Genomic DNA, 14,730 nt, shown 5'->3' with positions numbered 1-14,730 from the left:
ATGCCAGGAAGAAAATATCATTATATAGGGCTCATCTGTTTTTCCCTCGCCTATGCGGCCTGTAAGGTGCCGGAGCTGACGGGAAAGACAGCCAACAAACACGTCCCTGACAGTTACAACAACTCGCAGGACACTGTCAACACTGCACAGGTGAAATGGAAGGAATATTTCACCGACCCTCATCTGGTGGCCCTGATTGACACAGCGCTGAAAAACAACCAGGAACTGAATATCACGTTGCAGGAGATAGAGATCTCCCGTAATGAAGTAAGGGCCAGGAAAGGGGAATACCTGCCTTCTGTAGGCGTAAGGGCAGGCGCCGGTCTGGATAAAGCAGGCCGCTACACCAACATCGGTGCCATGGAAGAGAACACGGAAATCAAACCAGGCAAGGAAATGCCCGATCCGCTGCCCGACTACCTGTTAGGGATATACGCCAATTGGGAAGTGGATATCTGGCATAAACTGCACAATGCTAAAAAAGCAGCAGTAGCCCGCTACCTGTCCACTGTAGAAGGCCGGAACTTCGTGATCACCAATCTGGTGGCCGAAGTAGCCAACTCCTACTACGAACTGCTGGCACTGGACAATCAGCTGGAGATCGTGAAAAAGAACATGGAAATCCAGCAGAACGCGCTCGATATCGTAAAACTGGAAAAAGAAGCCACCCGTGTAACGGAGCTGGCCGTACGTAAATTTGAAGCAGAGGTGCTGAAAACACAAAGCCTGCAATACGATATCCAGCAGCAGATCACCGAAACGGAAAACAGGATCAACTTCCTGCTGGCGCGTTATCCGCAGCCGGTGCCAAGAGATGGCCAACATTTCGATGAACTGATACCAGCTTCCATTCATGCCGGCCTGCCTTCGCAGCTGCTGGCCAACCGCCCCGATATCAAACAGGCGGAACTGGGACTGGCGGCTGCACAGCTGGACATCAAAGTGGCTAAAGCACAGTTCTATCCGTCGCTGGGCATCTCGGCATCTTTCGGCTACAATGCCTTTAATCCGGGTTACCTGCTGAGAACACCGGAATCCATGCTGTACTCAGTAGCCGGAGAACTGGTGGCCCCGCTGGTCAACAGAAACGCGATAAAAGCCACTTACTATAGCGCTAATGCCAAACAACTGCAAGCGGTCTATAATTATGAACGCACTATCTTAAACGCCTATGTGGAAGTGGCCAACCAGCTGGCAAAGATCAACAACCTGGAAAAAAGCTACGATCTGAAGTCAAAGCAGGTGGCTGCACTAACGCAATCCATCACTATTTCCACTGACCTGTTCAAGTTTGCCCGTGCGGATTACATGGAAGTACTCCTGACACAGCGCGATGCACTGGAGTCAAAATTTGAACTGATCGAAACCAAAAAACAACAGCTGAATGCTATGGTAAACATTTACCGGGCGCTCGGCGGCGGTTGGAACTAAACCTACAATTGAACAACGCCCCGGAAAATTTCCGGGGCGTTTTGTTTATACAAACGTTGACACAAGATAAAAAAAACAGGGCCTTGCGAACACAATGCAGTGACACTATTTAACTTCATTTTAACGAGAGCCCTTATACATATATCTGTAGCGAACCAAATCGATAGCCCAATTCAATGATAGCAACCAAAATCTGTCAACCTGCTTCAGACTTGATGTAAACCCAAACCCTCAAAACCTGACAAATGAAAATCACTATTAAACAGGCCGCCGGCCTTTCATTGATGGTTGCCATTCTCTGCGGAGTGGTCTATTCCTGTAAAAGAGATAATGCACAGGATATTGTTCAGCAAGAAAAACAGACAATTTCCGACAACGTAAAAAATCAGATTTCGAGCCTCGGGTACAACACCGATAACGTTCGTACTGTAGAAGGTGGTTACGTAGTGGAAGGTGATATCTACCTGACACACGAATCACTGAATTACAAACCCAATTCTCCTGTATTGCGCATTGCCAACGATGAGCAATATCGTACCAGCTGCCTGATCACCGGTATTCCGCGCACGATCACTGTTTCTATCAGTGGCCTGCCTGCCGGTTATACAACAGCTACCGATATCGCCATTGCCCGTTACAATGCACTGAACCTGCGGTTGAAATTTACCCGCGTAGCCAGTGGTGGACAAATCAAGATCCAGTATGCCAGCCTCGGCGCCGGTATCTTAGGACAATCTGCCGGTTTCCCTAACTGCTCTACCGGTAACCCTCCGAGCCCAATCAAACTGAACTCTGATGCCAATGCCCTGGGCAGCAACCCGAACCAGAACTATCTGGCTACTGTTATTGCTCACGAAATCGGCCATACTATCGGTTTCAGGCATACTGACTACTTCAACCGCGCCTACAGCTGCGGTTCCGGCGGCAACGAAGGTTCTGCCGGCGTAGGTGCTATCAACATTCCGGGCACTCCTACCGGCGGTGATCCCAACAGCTGGATGTTGGCTTGTATTCCTAACGGTGTAAACCGTCCTTTCAATGCTAATGATATCATTGCATTGAGATACCTGTATCAATAACCCAACAGGCAGCAGGCATGATAGGGTAACTGTCATGTATACACGGCATTTTCATCAGTTACAATATATACTAAGGTTTCTCCGGAAATCTAAGGGCCGGCTTATGCCGGCCCTTGGTGGTGAAAAGTAAAATCAGCTGTCAATAACGATAAAAATAATTCCTGACCCACTCAAGACTATCCGGATAAGGAAGATTAAAGTCCTCAAAATCCAGTGGAGAAATCAGCAATTCACAATTATCAGCGTTTCCCTTCTCATATGCAACAGGGAAAGTCTTTAAAGAAAATATTTAGCTCCCTTATTCGTCCTTAACCTGGTACATCATCAGGTTAAGGACATTTTTGATGAACAATAGCATTAAATAATCACTATCAGAAACGATTTAAAGTACTAAATTTAAAATATGTAATCCTAATCCGGAGAGTGCTTTAATCAACTTTTAACTATAAACGCCGCATGCTCGAACATTTCCCCTTTTATCTGGCCGTTATCGTTCTGATAGTGTTATTAATCATGCTGGGCAACCGGATCAAAGTGGCCTATCCTGTACTGCTGGTACTGGCAGGGCTCGCGATCAGTTTCATCCCCGGTATCCCGGTCCTTAAAATAGACCCTGAACTGATTTTCATTATCTTCCTTCCTCCGCTGCTGTATGAAGCCGCCTGGGCCAACTCATGGAAAGAGCTATGGCACTGGCGGAGGATCATTGGCAGTTTTGCTTTTGTGGTGGTTTTCCTCACGGCCATTTCGGTTGCATTAGTGTCTAACGCTTTTATCCCCGGATTCTCGCTGGCACTGGGCTTCCTGCTGGGAGGCATCGTTTCTCCGCCGGATGCGGTGAGCGCCAGCGCTATCCTGAAATTCGTCAAAGTACCCAAAAGAATGGCCTCTATACTGGAAGGGGAAAGCCTGCTCAACGACGCCTCTTCTCTGATCATTATGCGGTTTGCCATGGTGGCCGTGGCTACCGGCCAGTTCGTACTGCATGAAGCGGCCCTCAGTTTTGTATGGATGATAGCCGGCGGCGTTGCCATCGGCCTGCTGATAGGATTAGTTTTTATCAAATTCCATAAATGGCTTCCCACTGATGTGAACATGGACATCATCCTCACTTTCGTAACACCGTACGCCATGTACATCGGCGCAGAAGCAGCCCACGCTTCGGGTGTACTGGCAGTAGTCAGTGGTGGCCTTTTCCTCTCCTATCACCGTCACCGTTTCCTAAGCGGGGCGTCACGTCTAAGAGGCGAAAGTGTCTGGCAAAGCCTGGTATTCCTGTTGAACGGACTGGTATTTATCCTCATCGGCCTGGACCTTCCCGAAATAACGGCAGGCCTGAGAGCGGAAGGCATCAGCTTCTACCAGGCCACCGGCTACGGACTGTTAATCACGGCAACCCTGATCATAGGCAGAATGCTGGCGGGTTACGGAGCGGCTGTCACCACGGTGATAGCCGGCCGCTTCATTACCGTGGCAGACAGGAACCCCGGCTTCAAAGCACCGTTGCTCCTGGGGTGGACCGGCATGCGGGGCGTGGTGTCCCTTGCTGCCGCACTATCCATTCCGGTAGCATTCGACAACGGCGTCCTCTTCCCCCAACGCAACCTGATATTGTACATCACATTTGTCGTCATCCTGGTGACGCTGGTCCTGCAGGGATTAACACTCCCCATACTGATCAGGAAAGTAAAGCTCCCGGATTTTCACGATCACCTGCCGGAAGACGAAACAGAAATCATGATCCGGGAAGAACTGGCCCGTGCATCGCTGACCTACTTGCAGGAACATCACCCGGCAGATATGGAACAGAACCTCCATCTGCAACAACAGGCGCTTCAATGGCAAAACCAGCTACAGTTCAACAGAACAGTGGTCCTCCCGGAAAACGTCAAATCGATCTATAAAAATATTCTTGAACAACAGCGCAAATTCCTGTTAAACAAGAATAAGACAGAAGAACAGATAGATGAAGAGATTATCAGGAAATTCCTGCATCACATCGATCTGGAAGAAGAAAAACTAAAACTGGATTAATGAAGAAAAAATATGGCCAGGCGCCAGACACTCACCGGAAAGCATATTTCAACACCCTTTCCAATTATAAAAACGGGCAGTTCCAAAACCAGATCCCCACACCGGCACTGGTAGAGGGACAAAATATGTTGAAAGTGCTCTGGCATTTCTTTGGCAAACATACTGACACCACGCCAACATCGCCCATCCCTTTTATCAATACAGATTTAAAACAACTGCGCCCGGAAGAAAATGTGCTGGTCTGGTTTGGACATAGCTCGTATTTTATTCAGGTAGATGGAAAGAAATTACTGGTAGATCCTGTTTTCAGCGGTAACGCATCACCGGTACGGGGATCTGTAAAAGCCTTCCCCGGCGCCAATCACTACCAGGTGGAAGACCTGCCCGACATAGACCTGTTACTGATTTCCCATGACCATTGGGACCATCTGGATTATCAGACAATACAACTACTACAGCCGAAAGTAAAAAAAGTGATTTGCGGACTCGGTGTAGCGCAACACTTTGAATACTGGGGCTGGAACAAAAATAAACTAACAGAAAAAAACTGGTACGATAGCGTTACGCCATTCGAAGGCTTCCAGGTAACCCTGATGCCAGCGAGACATTTTTCCGGCAGGCTTTTCAACAGGAACATCTCTCTGTGGACATCCTACGTGCTGCAAACACCCACTAAAAAGCTTTTTCTCGGCGGCGACAGCGGCTACGGCCCCCAATTCAAAGAAATCGGGGAACGCTTTGGCCCCTTCGATCTGGCCATACTGGAATGCGGACAATACAATGAGCGGTGGCCTTATATCCACTCCCTTCCGGATGAAGTGGTCAAAGAGGCCCGGGAACTGAAAGCAGCGGCCTTTATGCCGGTACACAATTCCAAATTCAAACTGGCGCAGCATCCATGGTACGAGCCTCTTCACCAGGTAACCCTGCTGGCGGAAGCTGCCCATATACCTGTCACCACGCCGCTAATCGGAGAAAAAGTAGACCTCGATCATCCTGGTAAAGTCTGGGAAAAATGGTGGGAGAAATTATCACACAAATAACAACTGTCAGCTATGAAACTGAAAGTAATAATAACCGGCGCCACCGGTATGGTGGGAGAAGGTGTGATGCAGGAATGCATCGCCAATCCCAAAGTAGAGAAAATTCTGCTGCTCAACCGCAAACCTTCGGGGGTGGTTCATCCCAAGGTGACAGAAATTCTTCATAACAATTTCAGCGATATATCCCCCATCGTGGACCAGCTAAAAGGATACGACGCCTGTTACTTCTGTCTGGGTGTTTCGTCTGTTGGCATGAAGGAAGAGGCTTACTACGCGGTCACCTATACGCTGACCCTGAATTTCGCCCGCAGCCTAGCCGCTGTTAATCCCGGCATGACCTTCTGTTATGTGTCTGGTGCGGGCACTGACAGTTCTGAAAAAGGAAAAATAATGTGGGCACGGGTCAAAGGGAAAACAGAAAATGACCTGACCAAACTTCCGTTCAAAGCGGTGTACAATTTCCGTCCGGCATTTATGAAAGCCACGAAGGGCGCCAAAAACCTCAAACCTATTTATAAGATATTTAGTTTCATGTACGTGTTCAGGGTTATTTTCCCTTACTATTTCCTTACACTGGAAGAAGTGGGTAAAGCGATGATCAATGTTACGTTCAACGGCTACTCCACACACACCATTGAGGCAAAAGACATTCCCATATTGGCTAAAGAATAGGCTCGTTAACTTATCAGCTTTAGCGACTCCGCCATCCTGCAGGCTTCCATGGAATTGGTCACATGAAGTTTCTCCAGGATATTCTGCCGGTGGCGGTGTACCGTATTAACGCTGATGGAAAGCTGCGCCGCAATTTCCTTGCTCTTTTTCCCTTTTTTGATCAGCAGCAGTACATCTTTCTCGCGGCTGGTCAGGATATCATCCACCTGGTACCCATCATCTCCAATCGTCTCTCCGGTTTTGGTATTGACGATTGTTCCCCGGTAAGCCTCCACCCCATTGGCTTCAAACGAAAGGTTATATAGGCACAATGCCAGCCAGATGCTGCCATCTGCTGTGCTCTGAATATAAAACATACGGTGTTTTACCGCTACATAAGTGTTGCGTTTGTCCAGCATACGGATATTGCTCACCAGTTGATAATCTGATCGCTCCGCTACCGGAAGGCTTTTCAGCAAGTGGAAAAAACGCAGCTCCAACGCGTACTTTTCTATCAGGTCTTCTGCCTTTATTTTCCGGAGAATCTCCTCTTCCCAGATGGACCCGATTTCTTTCATAACTGTTGAACCTTCAATGCCAAGTGTTGTAGCAGCTCCGCCGGTATAGATATAACTTTTATTACGCTTCAGGTCACTTAAAACACTAATGGAATTTTCCATTTGCGCATACACCTGTGCAATCATTTGCGACCGGGAGAGTTTCACGGACGCATCGCTGTCATCAAAATTTTGCAGCAGTAAATAATCATTAAGCGAGTCCAGGATGTTCATGATAAGCAAATATGGTTATTTTTAACCATTGTCCATTCATTTACAGGAATTTACCTTTGCGGAGCTATATCATATACATGATTAATTGCTATAAGCGGAAACCGATTCAAATTGTAATAAAGTATGAAGAAACTAATTCTGAGCGTATGGATGATGTCTGTGCTGCACACGCTTTCAGCACAATCACTGGAGAAGATGCAGTGGTTTAATGAGCCGGCCAAATGGGAAATAAAACAAAATGCCCTGTCCATGTTTGTTACCCCCCAAACGGATTACTGGCGTATCTCACATTATGGTTTTACGGTAGATGATGCCCCTTTTTATTATGCGACTTATGGAGGTGAGTTTGAAGCGAAGGTAAAGTTGACCGGCGACTATAAAGCACGGTTTGATCAGATGGGCATGATGATCAGGATTGACCAGGAACATTATATCAAAACAGGTGTTGAGTTCTATGACGGTAAGTTTAACGTGAGCACGGTAGTCACCAACCAAACCAGTGACTGGAGCGTGCTGCCACTGGATAAAACACCGCCTTTCATCTGGATAAAAGCTATCAGAAAACTGGATGCCGTAGAGATCTATTACTCTTACGATGACAAGAACTATGTGATGACCCGCAATGCACCGTTAAAAGACAATCATCCCGTAATGATCGGCTTAATGGCTGCATCTCCGGATGGCAAAGGGTTCCTGGCGAAGTTTGAAAACTTTAGCGTCACGCACCTCCCCGATCAGCGAAGATTAAACTGGCTGCAGAAAAACGCAGAGAAATAACAAGTAAAGGAAGGCTTCAGGTAATATAATCTGAAGCCTTCCTTTTTGTCATTACATTCGATAGCATCTTATCCAGTTTCAGATTTAACCGCCCTACATGAAAAGCTCGTGCTGTTCTGGCATACTTTCGGTGAGATAACCAGCACAACCAAATTAACATCACAACACGAGAAACCATGAAAAAGTATTTATTTCTGTCAGCAATGGCACTGACAATGGCATGCAAAAAAAATGACAAAGTAGCGCCGGTACCGCCGCCAGCAGCACCCGCAGAACAAGCACCCAAACCTGAAATGGTAGCCGTCACCTATCAAATCCAATCATTCACTGACGCCCCATTTTCCAGCATCCATTACAGCGATATGCATCAGGAGCAGCCGGGATCCCGCGGTACAGAAGACAAAGAATGGATAATCAGTGGCAAGGGCACATTTACCAAAACAGTGTATATTGAACGAGGCTTCGGAGCTTGGCTGAAAGCCAAAAACCTGACATCCGGTGACTTTATCCTGAGTATTAAAACCAAATACGAAGACACATCTGCCACAGGAAAAGATTTCTATCCGATTCCTGGCGTCGAAGGCTACCTCGTACACGCAGTACTTGTTAACAGACCTAAATAATGATGCTATAGGAAACTATATGATTAAAAAGGAAAGCAGCCGGCCATATTAATTAGCCGGCTGCTTTTTGTTGACTATTATGCGGAAACCTATCTCGAACAATCTGCTCCCCATACCTGGTTGTTTCTCGTAAATCCAATCACCAGTTTGTCTTTATTAATGGTGATGACACCTGTTCCGGAGGAGCCTATATTCACCATGGTATTATCATCTTTTCTCTCAAATTCAACGCCGGTAAGATCAGGAATGGCATCAGAGAACCTGAAATCATAACGTGTACCCACCTTTGTTACAAAAATACTTCCATTGTCCTGAGTAATATTTTTTTCCCCATCTCTGTAACTCACCTTTCCTCTAAACGTTCCTGCAAAAATATCTACATCAGCAGGATCAGTATTTTTGCTACAGGAGGCAAACAAAAAAACGGCTAACAGCAGTAGGCCAACAATTTTAAGCATTGACTTCATAACATCAGTTTTGGTTACCTGACATTTTGCAATTGACATACCAAAGTCATTACCGAAATACCTAAACGCTTGTATTTCAGAGTAGTTATAGACTCAAAAGGCACATCTGCCCATGTGTAATATCGGGTTAACACATACACACATTGGGGCATTCACCCTCCAAACCGACTCCCTCAAACAGGCTTCAGCAGGCAATTACAGACTATACAACATTTTAAGTATTATAACGGTGATCCATACCTGCTCCTATTTTTCTGCGGCTATGTTCGCCATATTAAGGGGAGATATATCAGGTTCTACCAGGGCTCTTCTCGCCGTTGTTGAGAAAAGCAGTACAGCACTATAGTAGCGTAGCGGCAGTTGTTTATCTGTATAACGTGAACGTATAAACGCATCATATACAACCGGTATTGATTTATCTTCCTGTGTCTGTAAAAAGCAGTCTGCCAGCCAAATCCAGAAGCAGGTAATCGTTTCATGATAGCCGCTATGGTCTGTATTGGGAGTACCTACCGCTTCGTTGTACCGGCTGATGTTTTTCCTTGCCCTATCCAGTGCCGCTGTTTTTCCGTACAGCAGGTTGTATGCAATAGCCACAATGAGATGCGCCTCATGCGTCCATGCAGGCTTAGGCAGCGTACACGATTCAAACTGGTGCAATAAATCCAGGATATCCTTTTCTGTTAGTGGTGTGTTGGTCATGCAGAAATATACTCAATTATTACACTTCTTTACTAACTTCTCCCAAACCCATGACATTCGCCAACAAACGGCCGGCGGACAAACAACACATCAGCACTATCACGATCGGCTATACGAAAACAAAACATACCATCGAAAACGTTTTATCTACTTCTGTTACCAATTAACCTAGATGCTATTGATGACGGTATCATTTCCTTTTTATAAAAACCGATTCCGCTAAACTAATCACCCTGCATAACAACAACACGACTCAAATATTTGAGCGAATAGAGACCAATATCAATCAGGCATAGCAAAACCTACAGATTAGCTGCGTACATGTTGCAGTTACCGCAATGAAGCAGAAAATACATAACAAGGGCTTATAAAGACACGCTACCCTGCTGTCAGTAATGCTCATATCCGGCAAAAAAACACTGCGCTCATTCTCATTCTAATTATCAATAGGGCACATTACAACCAATGGAGACACCGATGTCGCGATATGCTGCCAGCAGCGTCATATAGACCGGATGTGCGTGCAAACTGTCACACATCCGCAGTATTATTAACCATAATACCTATAGGCGGCACACTCACCTGTCTGCTGCAACCTAACGGCAGTCTATGTTTACCAACAAGGTCATACACCCCATCACAAGATAACTTTACCCCAAATATAAAGGGGCTTTCCTAAGAAAGCCCCTCCTGCTAATTCAATAATGTCTGGAGTTTATCACACCCATTCATTAACATGTTTTGCATTACCCATGCTAATTTCACGGGCGGAAATGGTGAAGGTGATAACCATCGGGTTTTTGTTTTCGTAGTCGAAAGACTCTTCAAACTTAACCAGGTAACCTTCTTTAAATTCCAACGTTTTCAGTTTGGAATCAGTGTCTCTTTTGTAGAATGTAACGGTACCGTCTTTTCTTTCGAAATTGTTTACCATCCACTCAAAGAGTTCTGTTTTGCCAGTAGACTCTACGGTCATTCTGATGCGGCCGCCGCGAGTGATCGCTGAAGGGCGCCCTGTTGCATCTGTTTCCTGGCTGAGGTCGTAGGAGACGTGTTGAACATTGTAGTTCTCTCCATTAACTGTGAAAATTGACTTGAAGGACATGTCGGGTTAATTTTTAAGGTTACAATAAAGAAAAATACCTATTAAAAAGGAAAAAGTATGAACCTCAAAAATAAATATTTTTTTTATTTCCGTCAATTATCCTAACTACTTTTTTTCAGCGTTAACAATTTTTTTATACCAATAACAGTACATCCGGCATCGTTAGTGGGCGCGGCTATTAAGCAGCATCATCTGGCGGCAGTTATCAAGGTCCCTGCTTTTGCTTTCCAGCTTACTGGTGAGGTCCAGCACCTGTTCTTTCAGTCCCGCGATATTCTGCTGTGCATTCTGTAACTCACGCAGTTGCTGCTTGGTTTGCTGTAATGACAGGCAGGCCTGTACGATGTTATCATACAAAGCATAATGTGTTACCACATCTTTTGGAATGGAATTACGCATTTCTGCCAGTGAACCGGCAATGACCTGGTCCATATAATTGGCGTTCTGGTTAGGGAGATTGATGGAGTCGAGGTTATGTTTCACCTTATCCAGCTTCTGCAGGAACTCCGCCTGAAATGCCTGCTCCTGGCGGAAAGCGGTCAACTCCTTGCGAAGGGAAGCATTCTCCCTTGATGGCACCTGATAATTAAAAAAGATGGCCAGCACAAACAGTGCTACCGTGACCACAAAAAATAACAGGAACCATAGGAAGGAAGCTGTTCTCTCCTGCTTGTTTAATACTTGCATACGAATCTGAGCTTTAAGCTGTTATTGGTTTAGATAAATTTAATATCGTAGATAGTTGCCGGCCCGGCTCTGGACGCAGCTTCCGGCGAAACCCATTCACTACCCGGTAAATGAAAAAACACCAAAAGCTGTCTGCCAAAAGCCTGCAACTACTATTTATCAGTCAGTAAAGAACCAGCGTTTGGTTTTATGTTTACGCAGGTATTCGGAATCTTCTGCAGATTCTTCTTTCACAAAAATATTGCTGTCTTGTTTGCGGCCAATGTAATCCAGTCTACTGAGGCTTTCAAAGAGTTTATTCACAGCCCGTACAAACGGGATCATGGGTTGCAGACACTCCCGCACGTCCAGGTGTTTATAACGGATATTGGCGCAATTCACCATCAGGTTTTCCAGTTCCCCCTGTCGCAATTCACACCATTCAGACAGGTAATTGAGCAGCTCTTCCTTCCCGGCGCCGGCGCGCTGGTCGATCGCATTTTTCATGGTGCGCGCCAGCCCTGCTATCACTTCCAGCATCTGCGCCGGTGGCTGATTGAGTGCCAGCCAGCGGAACTGCGTGATGCGCGTGCCCAGGAACTGCACCATTTTCTCAGTGATATATAATACTACCAGTGCCAGGTCATTGTTCTGGTTACGTCCATAGATTTTCTGTACGATATGCACACCATACAATTCCATTTGTCCAAGGAACTGGTCCAGTTCATGATACAGGTCCACGAGGGCCGGATGCGCCACCACAATGCTGCATGGCGGGATATAATCATCATCCATCTGTGGTCGTCCATCCGCTACCGTTATCTTGGCCAGCACTGCCTGGTAGCTGCCCAGCTGCCCCTGCGGCATTTGGGATGCAGGCAATACATACAGGCTGTATTCAGGTGTGGCATATGGCAGGCGCGGCGGCTCTTCTTCCAGCAACGGCTCTCCGCTCGGTTGCCGGTTAAATGGATTTATCTGTATCAACACATAATAGGTGCTCTCCGTATGTTCCGGGTCCCACGTGTAGGTAGCTTCCGGGAAGGTGGTGGCATAACGCAACGAATGCACGGTATGCTCCGGTATCTCAATACGGCCGCCACCAGGCGTCACCGCCCTGCACTCTGTCAGTTTTATACGCCACAGGTGCTGATTGTCTGTCACAAACCAGCAACGCAATGATTCTTTATGTTCTGCTTTCGGAGGCAGCAATCCATAGTTAATGGCGTTCACACCACAGGCAAGGGCATCCCTGATCTGGTCCAGCAACGCATTTTCAGTATCGATAAAATGCTGCTTCTTTATCTTCATCCCGTCCACCCAGTTCACGGGAAAATGTTTCAACGGCTCGGCCATAATAATACGTTTAGGATAACATAATTCTGTTGCAAATGATCACGCTGTTCTCTTTGATCCCATTCATAAACACGGCCTTATGAGGGTCCAGTGTTTTGGCACCGCCAAACCACCTCGGCTTCAGGTGGAACACCCAGCCATAGGCTTGTCCGTTATCGTCCACAAAGTCAATCGGTGTATTCGGATAGCGGTCGTTATAGTCATTGATGAAATGGTAAAACAGGTCGCCAAGGTCCATTTTAATAGGCGTACGGGCCCTGAAATAGGTCCGGTTACGGTCACCATTACCCTTCTCCATTTCCAGCCCTATAACGATCAAATCACGCATATCGTCGTCATTCACCTCCGGTACCTCCTTGTACATCGGATACTGCCACCACTTGTGCACCTTCACCGGGATAGCCATCATCTTCTCAAAAGTCTTGTATACAAAAGTGGGCAGCACAAATGCAAACATACTGGTGAGCATGGGGTAATAAAGGAAAGCGTCTTTGTCCAGGAAACGGTTTACCAGTACAAATCCGACACCGCCAAACAACCAGATCGCGACAATAAAGGCCAGTTCAGACCCTAACGTAGTTTCATTGGCCCAAAAGCGGGTATACATAAAGTGACAGTGTAATATCCCCAGCCCCAGAAACCATACCTGGTAAAACAGATACTGGTCCATCAGGTTCTTGTGGGTAAATAGGAAAGGGATGGAACTAATCACAGCAAATATCAGCGTCATACATGCTAAATACAACAGTGCCTTCTTTTTAAAAAGACTGAAATTTTTAATGTATCTGCTGAGTAAAGCCACTATGATTGATCCTACGGCCATAACGCCGGCCAACATCAAATAGAATTTAGCGGTGTATCTCATAGCTCTTCCGGTATGTCAGGTTTTTCTTTTTTTGGGCATTTAACATAACAGCGTTTTTTACGCGTTAACAATGTTAACAAAAATAATTCCACATCCGTGCAAAAAAATGGCTACAGGAAAAAATTATATCCCATAAGCCCATCTTGCACCTGCTGATCGGAAAGGGTCTTCTTTTTGTCGGCAGGATCGGGCACCAACACAGTGTTGATATCCATATCTACCGGAAAAAGATAACCGTAGCAGGTTTCCAGCAAGCGGCCATAAGGCTGCCATGGCAGGTAGTCATATACCCGTTGGCGTTGCAGCGGACCGATGGTCACTGTGGCCCGGGGCATATCTGTATAAAATACCTGCCCCACCATACCATCCACTCCCAGGCACCATTCGCCGAGCGGCACACCGGTCTCTGTTCGTACAGCCTGCGGCGTATGGTCTACGCTAACCTCTACCTCCTGTTCCAACACCAGCTGCAGACAAAGCCGGATCATCCGGCAGTTGCCGGCTATACGATGCATATATGGTAACAGCTTCACCAGCCTGTTGGCCGCAGCGCCAGGCAACCCTTCAGGCAAGTCCCAGAACTGGCTGAACAACATGTCAGCATCTTTACCAAACACATCAAACAATAAATGCTTTTCCCGCTGCTCCAGAAATACCCGCTGCAGAAAAAACTCATTCTCCAATGGCTGGAAAAAACGCCGCGCCTGCAACTCTTCCTGCTGCTGCCGCTTATAACGGGCCACCATATCCACCGTTCCCCGTGACTTATTACGCTGCTCAGAGAATTCATGAAACAAACCCTCCGGCAAACGGTCATATATGCCATCCCGTGATAATGACATCACCACATATGGTTGATATGGCTGACTGTCATCCAGTTTTACATGGAGAATATCTTTATTAAATGATCGGGTAAACACGTTCTTTAACTGCACCACCACTTCTTCCCTGCGTACCTGGTTGTCCAGCAGTTCGCCCACCACCACCTCAGCCCTTACATCATAAGGGAATTCCGCAACATGTGTGATCACTTCTTCCAATACCACCGCTTTCTGGGCGTTGTTTACCATGAGGTTATCATTTTAGGTTTTTCGGGCTCGTCGTCGTTAGCATAACTATCTAATCTCAACTGTTCCTATG

The 14,730-nt window shown here is 46.5% G+C and carries 15 protein-coding genes; 7 read left to right on the top strand and 8 right to left on the bottom strand.

Going from position 1 to position 14,730, the window contains the following annotated elements; genetic code table 11:
* From HHL17_RS10845 to HHL17_RS10825, 5 genes are all read left to right on the top strand, one after another.
* Window positions 1-1,431 carry a TolC family protein gene (locus HHL17_RS10845; RefSeq protein ID WP_169224737.1) on the top strand — a complete coding sequence of 477 codons (1,431 nt, stop codon included), beginning with the start codon at window positions 1-3 and terminating at the stop codon, window positions 1,429-1,431.
* A 245-nt stretch (window positions 1,432-1,676) separates the two neighbouring features.
* A complete protein-coding gene (locus HHL17_RS10840) occupies window positions 1,677-2,510 on the top strand; it encodes a M57 family metalloprotease (RefSeq protein WP_240975121.1) in 834 nt (277 codons plus the stop codon).
* Window positions 2,511-2,966: 456 nt separating this feature from the next.
* Window positions 2,967-4,544 (top strand): Na+/H+ antiporter, encoded by a 1,578-nt coding sequence (locus tag HHL17_RS10835; RefSeq protein ID WP_169224736.1) that lies wholly within the window; start codon window positions 2,967-2,969, stop codon window positions 4,542-4,544.
* Window positions 4,544-5,587 carry an MBL fold metallo-hydrolase gene (locus HHL17_RS10830; RefSeq protein ID WP_169224735.1) on the top strand — a complete coding sequence of 348 codons (1,044 nt, stop codon included), beginning with the start codon at window positions 4,544-4,546 and terminating at the stop codon, window positions 5,585-5,587. The genes HHL17_RS10835 and HHL17_RS10830 overlap by 1 nt, the downstream gene beginning before the upstream one ends.
* A gap of 12 nt (window positions 5,588-5,599) precedes the next feature.
* Window positions 5,600-6,259 carry an NAD-dependent epimerase/dehydratase family protein gene (locus HHL17_RS10825; protein ID WP_169224734.1) on the top strand — a complete coding sequence of 220 codons (660 nt, stop codon included), beginning with the start codon at window positions 5,600-5,602 and terminating at the stop codon, window positions 6,257-6,259.
* Window positions 6,260-6,264: 5 nt separating this feature from the next.
* Here HHL17_RS10825 and HHL17_RS10820 read toward each other — a convergent pair whose 3' ends face one another.
* Window positions 6,265-7,029 (bottom strand): response regulator transcription factor, encoded by a 765-nt coding sequence (locus HHL17_RS10820; RefSeq protein ID WP_169224733.1) that lies wholly within the window; start codon window positions 7,027-7,029, stop codon window positions 6,265-6,267.
* Between the two features lie 123 nt (window positions 7,030-7,152).
* Between HHL17_RS10820 and HHL17_RS10815 the strand changes: the two genes are divergently transcribed.
* Both HHL17_RS10815 and HHL17_RS10810 read left to right on the top strand, forming a co-directional pair.
* Window positions 7,153-7,806, top strand: coding sequence for a DUF1349 domain-containing protein (locus HHL17_RS10815; protein ID WP_169224732.1), 654 nt, complete (start codon window positions 7,153-7,155; stop codon window positions 7,804-7,806).
* Between the two features lie 176 nt (window positions 7,807-7,982).
* A complete protein-coding gene (locus HHL17_RS10810; RefSeq protein WP_169224731.1) occupies window positions 7,983-8,429 on the top strand; it encodes a hypothetical protein in 447 nt (148 codons plus the stop codon).
* An 89-nt stretch (window positions 8,430-8,518) separates the two neighbouring features.
* Here HHL17_RS10810 and HHL17_RS10805 read toward each other — a convergent pair whose 3' ends face one another.
* The 7 genes from HHL17_RS10805 to HHL17_RS10775 all read right to left on the bottom strand — a co-directional run bounded on the left by HHL17_RS10805 (window position 8,519) and on the right by HHL17_RS10775 (window position 14,660).
* Window positions 8,519-8,896: a hypothetical protein gene (locus tag HHL17_RS10805; protein WP_169224730.1), complete on the bottom strand. Its 378-nt coding sequence runs from the start codon at window positions 8,894-8,896 to the stop codon at window positions 8,519-8,521.
* A gap of 246 nt (window positions 8,897-9,142) precedes the next feature.
* Window positions 9,143-9,598: a hypothetical protein gene (locus HHL17_RS10800; RefSeq protein ID WP_169224729.1), complete on the bottom strand. Its 456-nt coding sequence runs from the start codon at window positions 9,596-9,598 to the stop codon at window positions 9,143-9,145.
* 718 nt (window positions 9,599-10,316) lie between these two features.
* On the bottom strand, window positions 10,317-10,703 hold the full coding sequence (tssD, locus tag HHL17_RS10795; protein ID WP_169224728.1) for a type VI secretion system tube protein TssD: 387 nt from the start codon (window positions 10,701-10,703) through the stop codon (window positions 10,317-10,319).
* Between the two features lie 162 nt (window positions 10,704-10,865).
* A complete protein-coding gene (gene tssO / locus HHL17_RS10790) occupies window positions 10,866-11,390 on the bottom strand; it encodes a type VI secretion system TssO (RefSeq protein ID WP_078672121.1) in 525 nt (174 codons plus the stop codon).
* A 159-nt stretch (window positions 11,391-11,549) separates the two neighbouring features.
* A complete protein-coding gene (locus tag HHL17_RS10785; protein ID WP_169224727.1) occupies window positions 11,550-12,725 on the bottom strand; it encodes a hypothetical protein in 1,176 nt (391 codons plus the stop codon).
* A gap of 10 nt (window positions 12,726-12,735) precedes the next feature.
* Window positions 12,736-13,548, bottom strand: coding sequence for a TssN family type VI secretion system protein (locus HHL17_RS10780; protein WP_240975697.1), 813 nt, complete (start codon window positions 13,546-13,548; stop codon window positions 12,736-12,738).
* A 152-nt stretch (window positions 13,549-13,700) separates the two neighbouring features.
* The gene (locus tag HHL17_RS10775; RefSeq protein ID WP_169224725.1) at window positions 13,701-14,660 is read right to left on the bottom strand and encodes a hypothetical protein; all 960 of its coding nucleotides are present in this window, start codon (window positions 14,658-14,660) and stop codon (window positions 13,701-13,703) included.
* Between the last annotated feature and the right edge of the window lie 70 nt (window positions 14,661-14,730).

Source organism: Chitinophaga fulva (genome assembly GCF_012927205.1).
GTDB lineage: Bacteria > Bacteroidota > Bacteroidia > Chitinophagales > Chitinophagaceae > Chitinophaga > Chitinophaga fulva.
The sequence above is the reverse complement of the archived record's forward strand: the minus strand, read 5'-3'. Positions and strand labels throughout refer to the sequence as shown.

Coding starts and splice junctions, on each gene's coding strand:
- HHL17_RS10845 (WP_169224737.1), top strand. CDS start 1: ATGCCAGGAAGAAAATATCATTATATAGGGCTCATCTGTTTTTCCCTC.
- HHL17_RS10840 (WP_240975121.1), top strand. CDS start 1,677: ATGAAAATCACTATTAAACAGGCCGCCGGCCTTTCATTGATGGTTGCC.
- HHL17_RS10835 (WP_169224736.1), top strand. CDS start 2,967: ATGCTCGAACATTTCCCCTTTTATCTGGCCGTTATCGTTCTGATAGTG.
- HHL17_RS10830 (WP_169224735.1), top strand. CDS start 4,544: ATGAAGAAAAAATATGGCCAGGCGCCAGACACTCACCGGAAAGCATAT.
- HHL17_RS10825 (WP_169224734.1), top strand. CDS start 5,600: ATGAAACTGAAAGTAATAATAACCGGCGCCACCGGTATGGTGGGAGAA.
- HHL17_RS10820 (WP_169224733.1), bottom strand. CDS start 7,029: ATGAACATCCTGGACTCGCTTAATGATTATTTACTGCTGCAAAATTTT.
- HHL17_RS10815 (WP_169224732.1), top strand. CDS start 7,153: ATGAAGAAACTAATTCTGAGCGTATGGATGATGTCTGTGCTGCACACG.
- HHL17_RS10810 (WP_169224731.1), top strand. CDS start 7,983: ATGAAAAAGTATTTATTTCTGTCAGCAATGGCACTGACAATGGCATGC.
- HHL17_RS10805 (WP_169224730.1), bottom strand. CDS start 8,896: ATGAAGTCAATGCTTAAAATTGTTGGCCTACTGCTGTTAGCCGTTTTT.
- HHL17_RS10800 (WP_169224729.1), bottom strand. CDS start 9,598: ATGACCAACACACCACTAACAGAAAAGGATATCCTGGATTTATTGCAC.
- tssD (WP_169224728.1), bottom strand. CDS start 10,703: ATGTCCTTCAAGTCAATTTTCACAGTTAATGGAGAGAACTACAATGTT.
- tssO (WP_078672121.1), bottom strand. CDS start 11,390: ATGCAAGTATTAAACAAGCAGGAGAGAACAGCTTCCTTCCTATGGTTC.
- HHL17_RS10785 (WP_169224727.1), bottom strand. CDS start 12,725: ATGGCCGAGCCGTTGAAACATTTTCCCGTGAACTGGGTGGACGGGATG.
- HHL17_RS10780 (WP_240975697.1), bottom strand. CDS start 13,548: ATGGCCGTAGGATCAATCATAGTGGCTTTACTCAGCAGATACATTAAA.
- HHL17_RS10775 (WP_169224725.1), bottom strand. CDS start 14,660: ATGGTAAACAACGCCCAGAAAGCGGTGGTATTGGAAGAAGTGATCACA.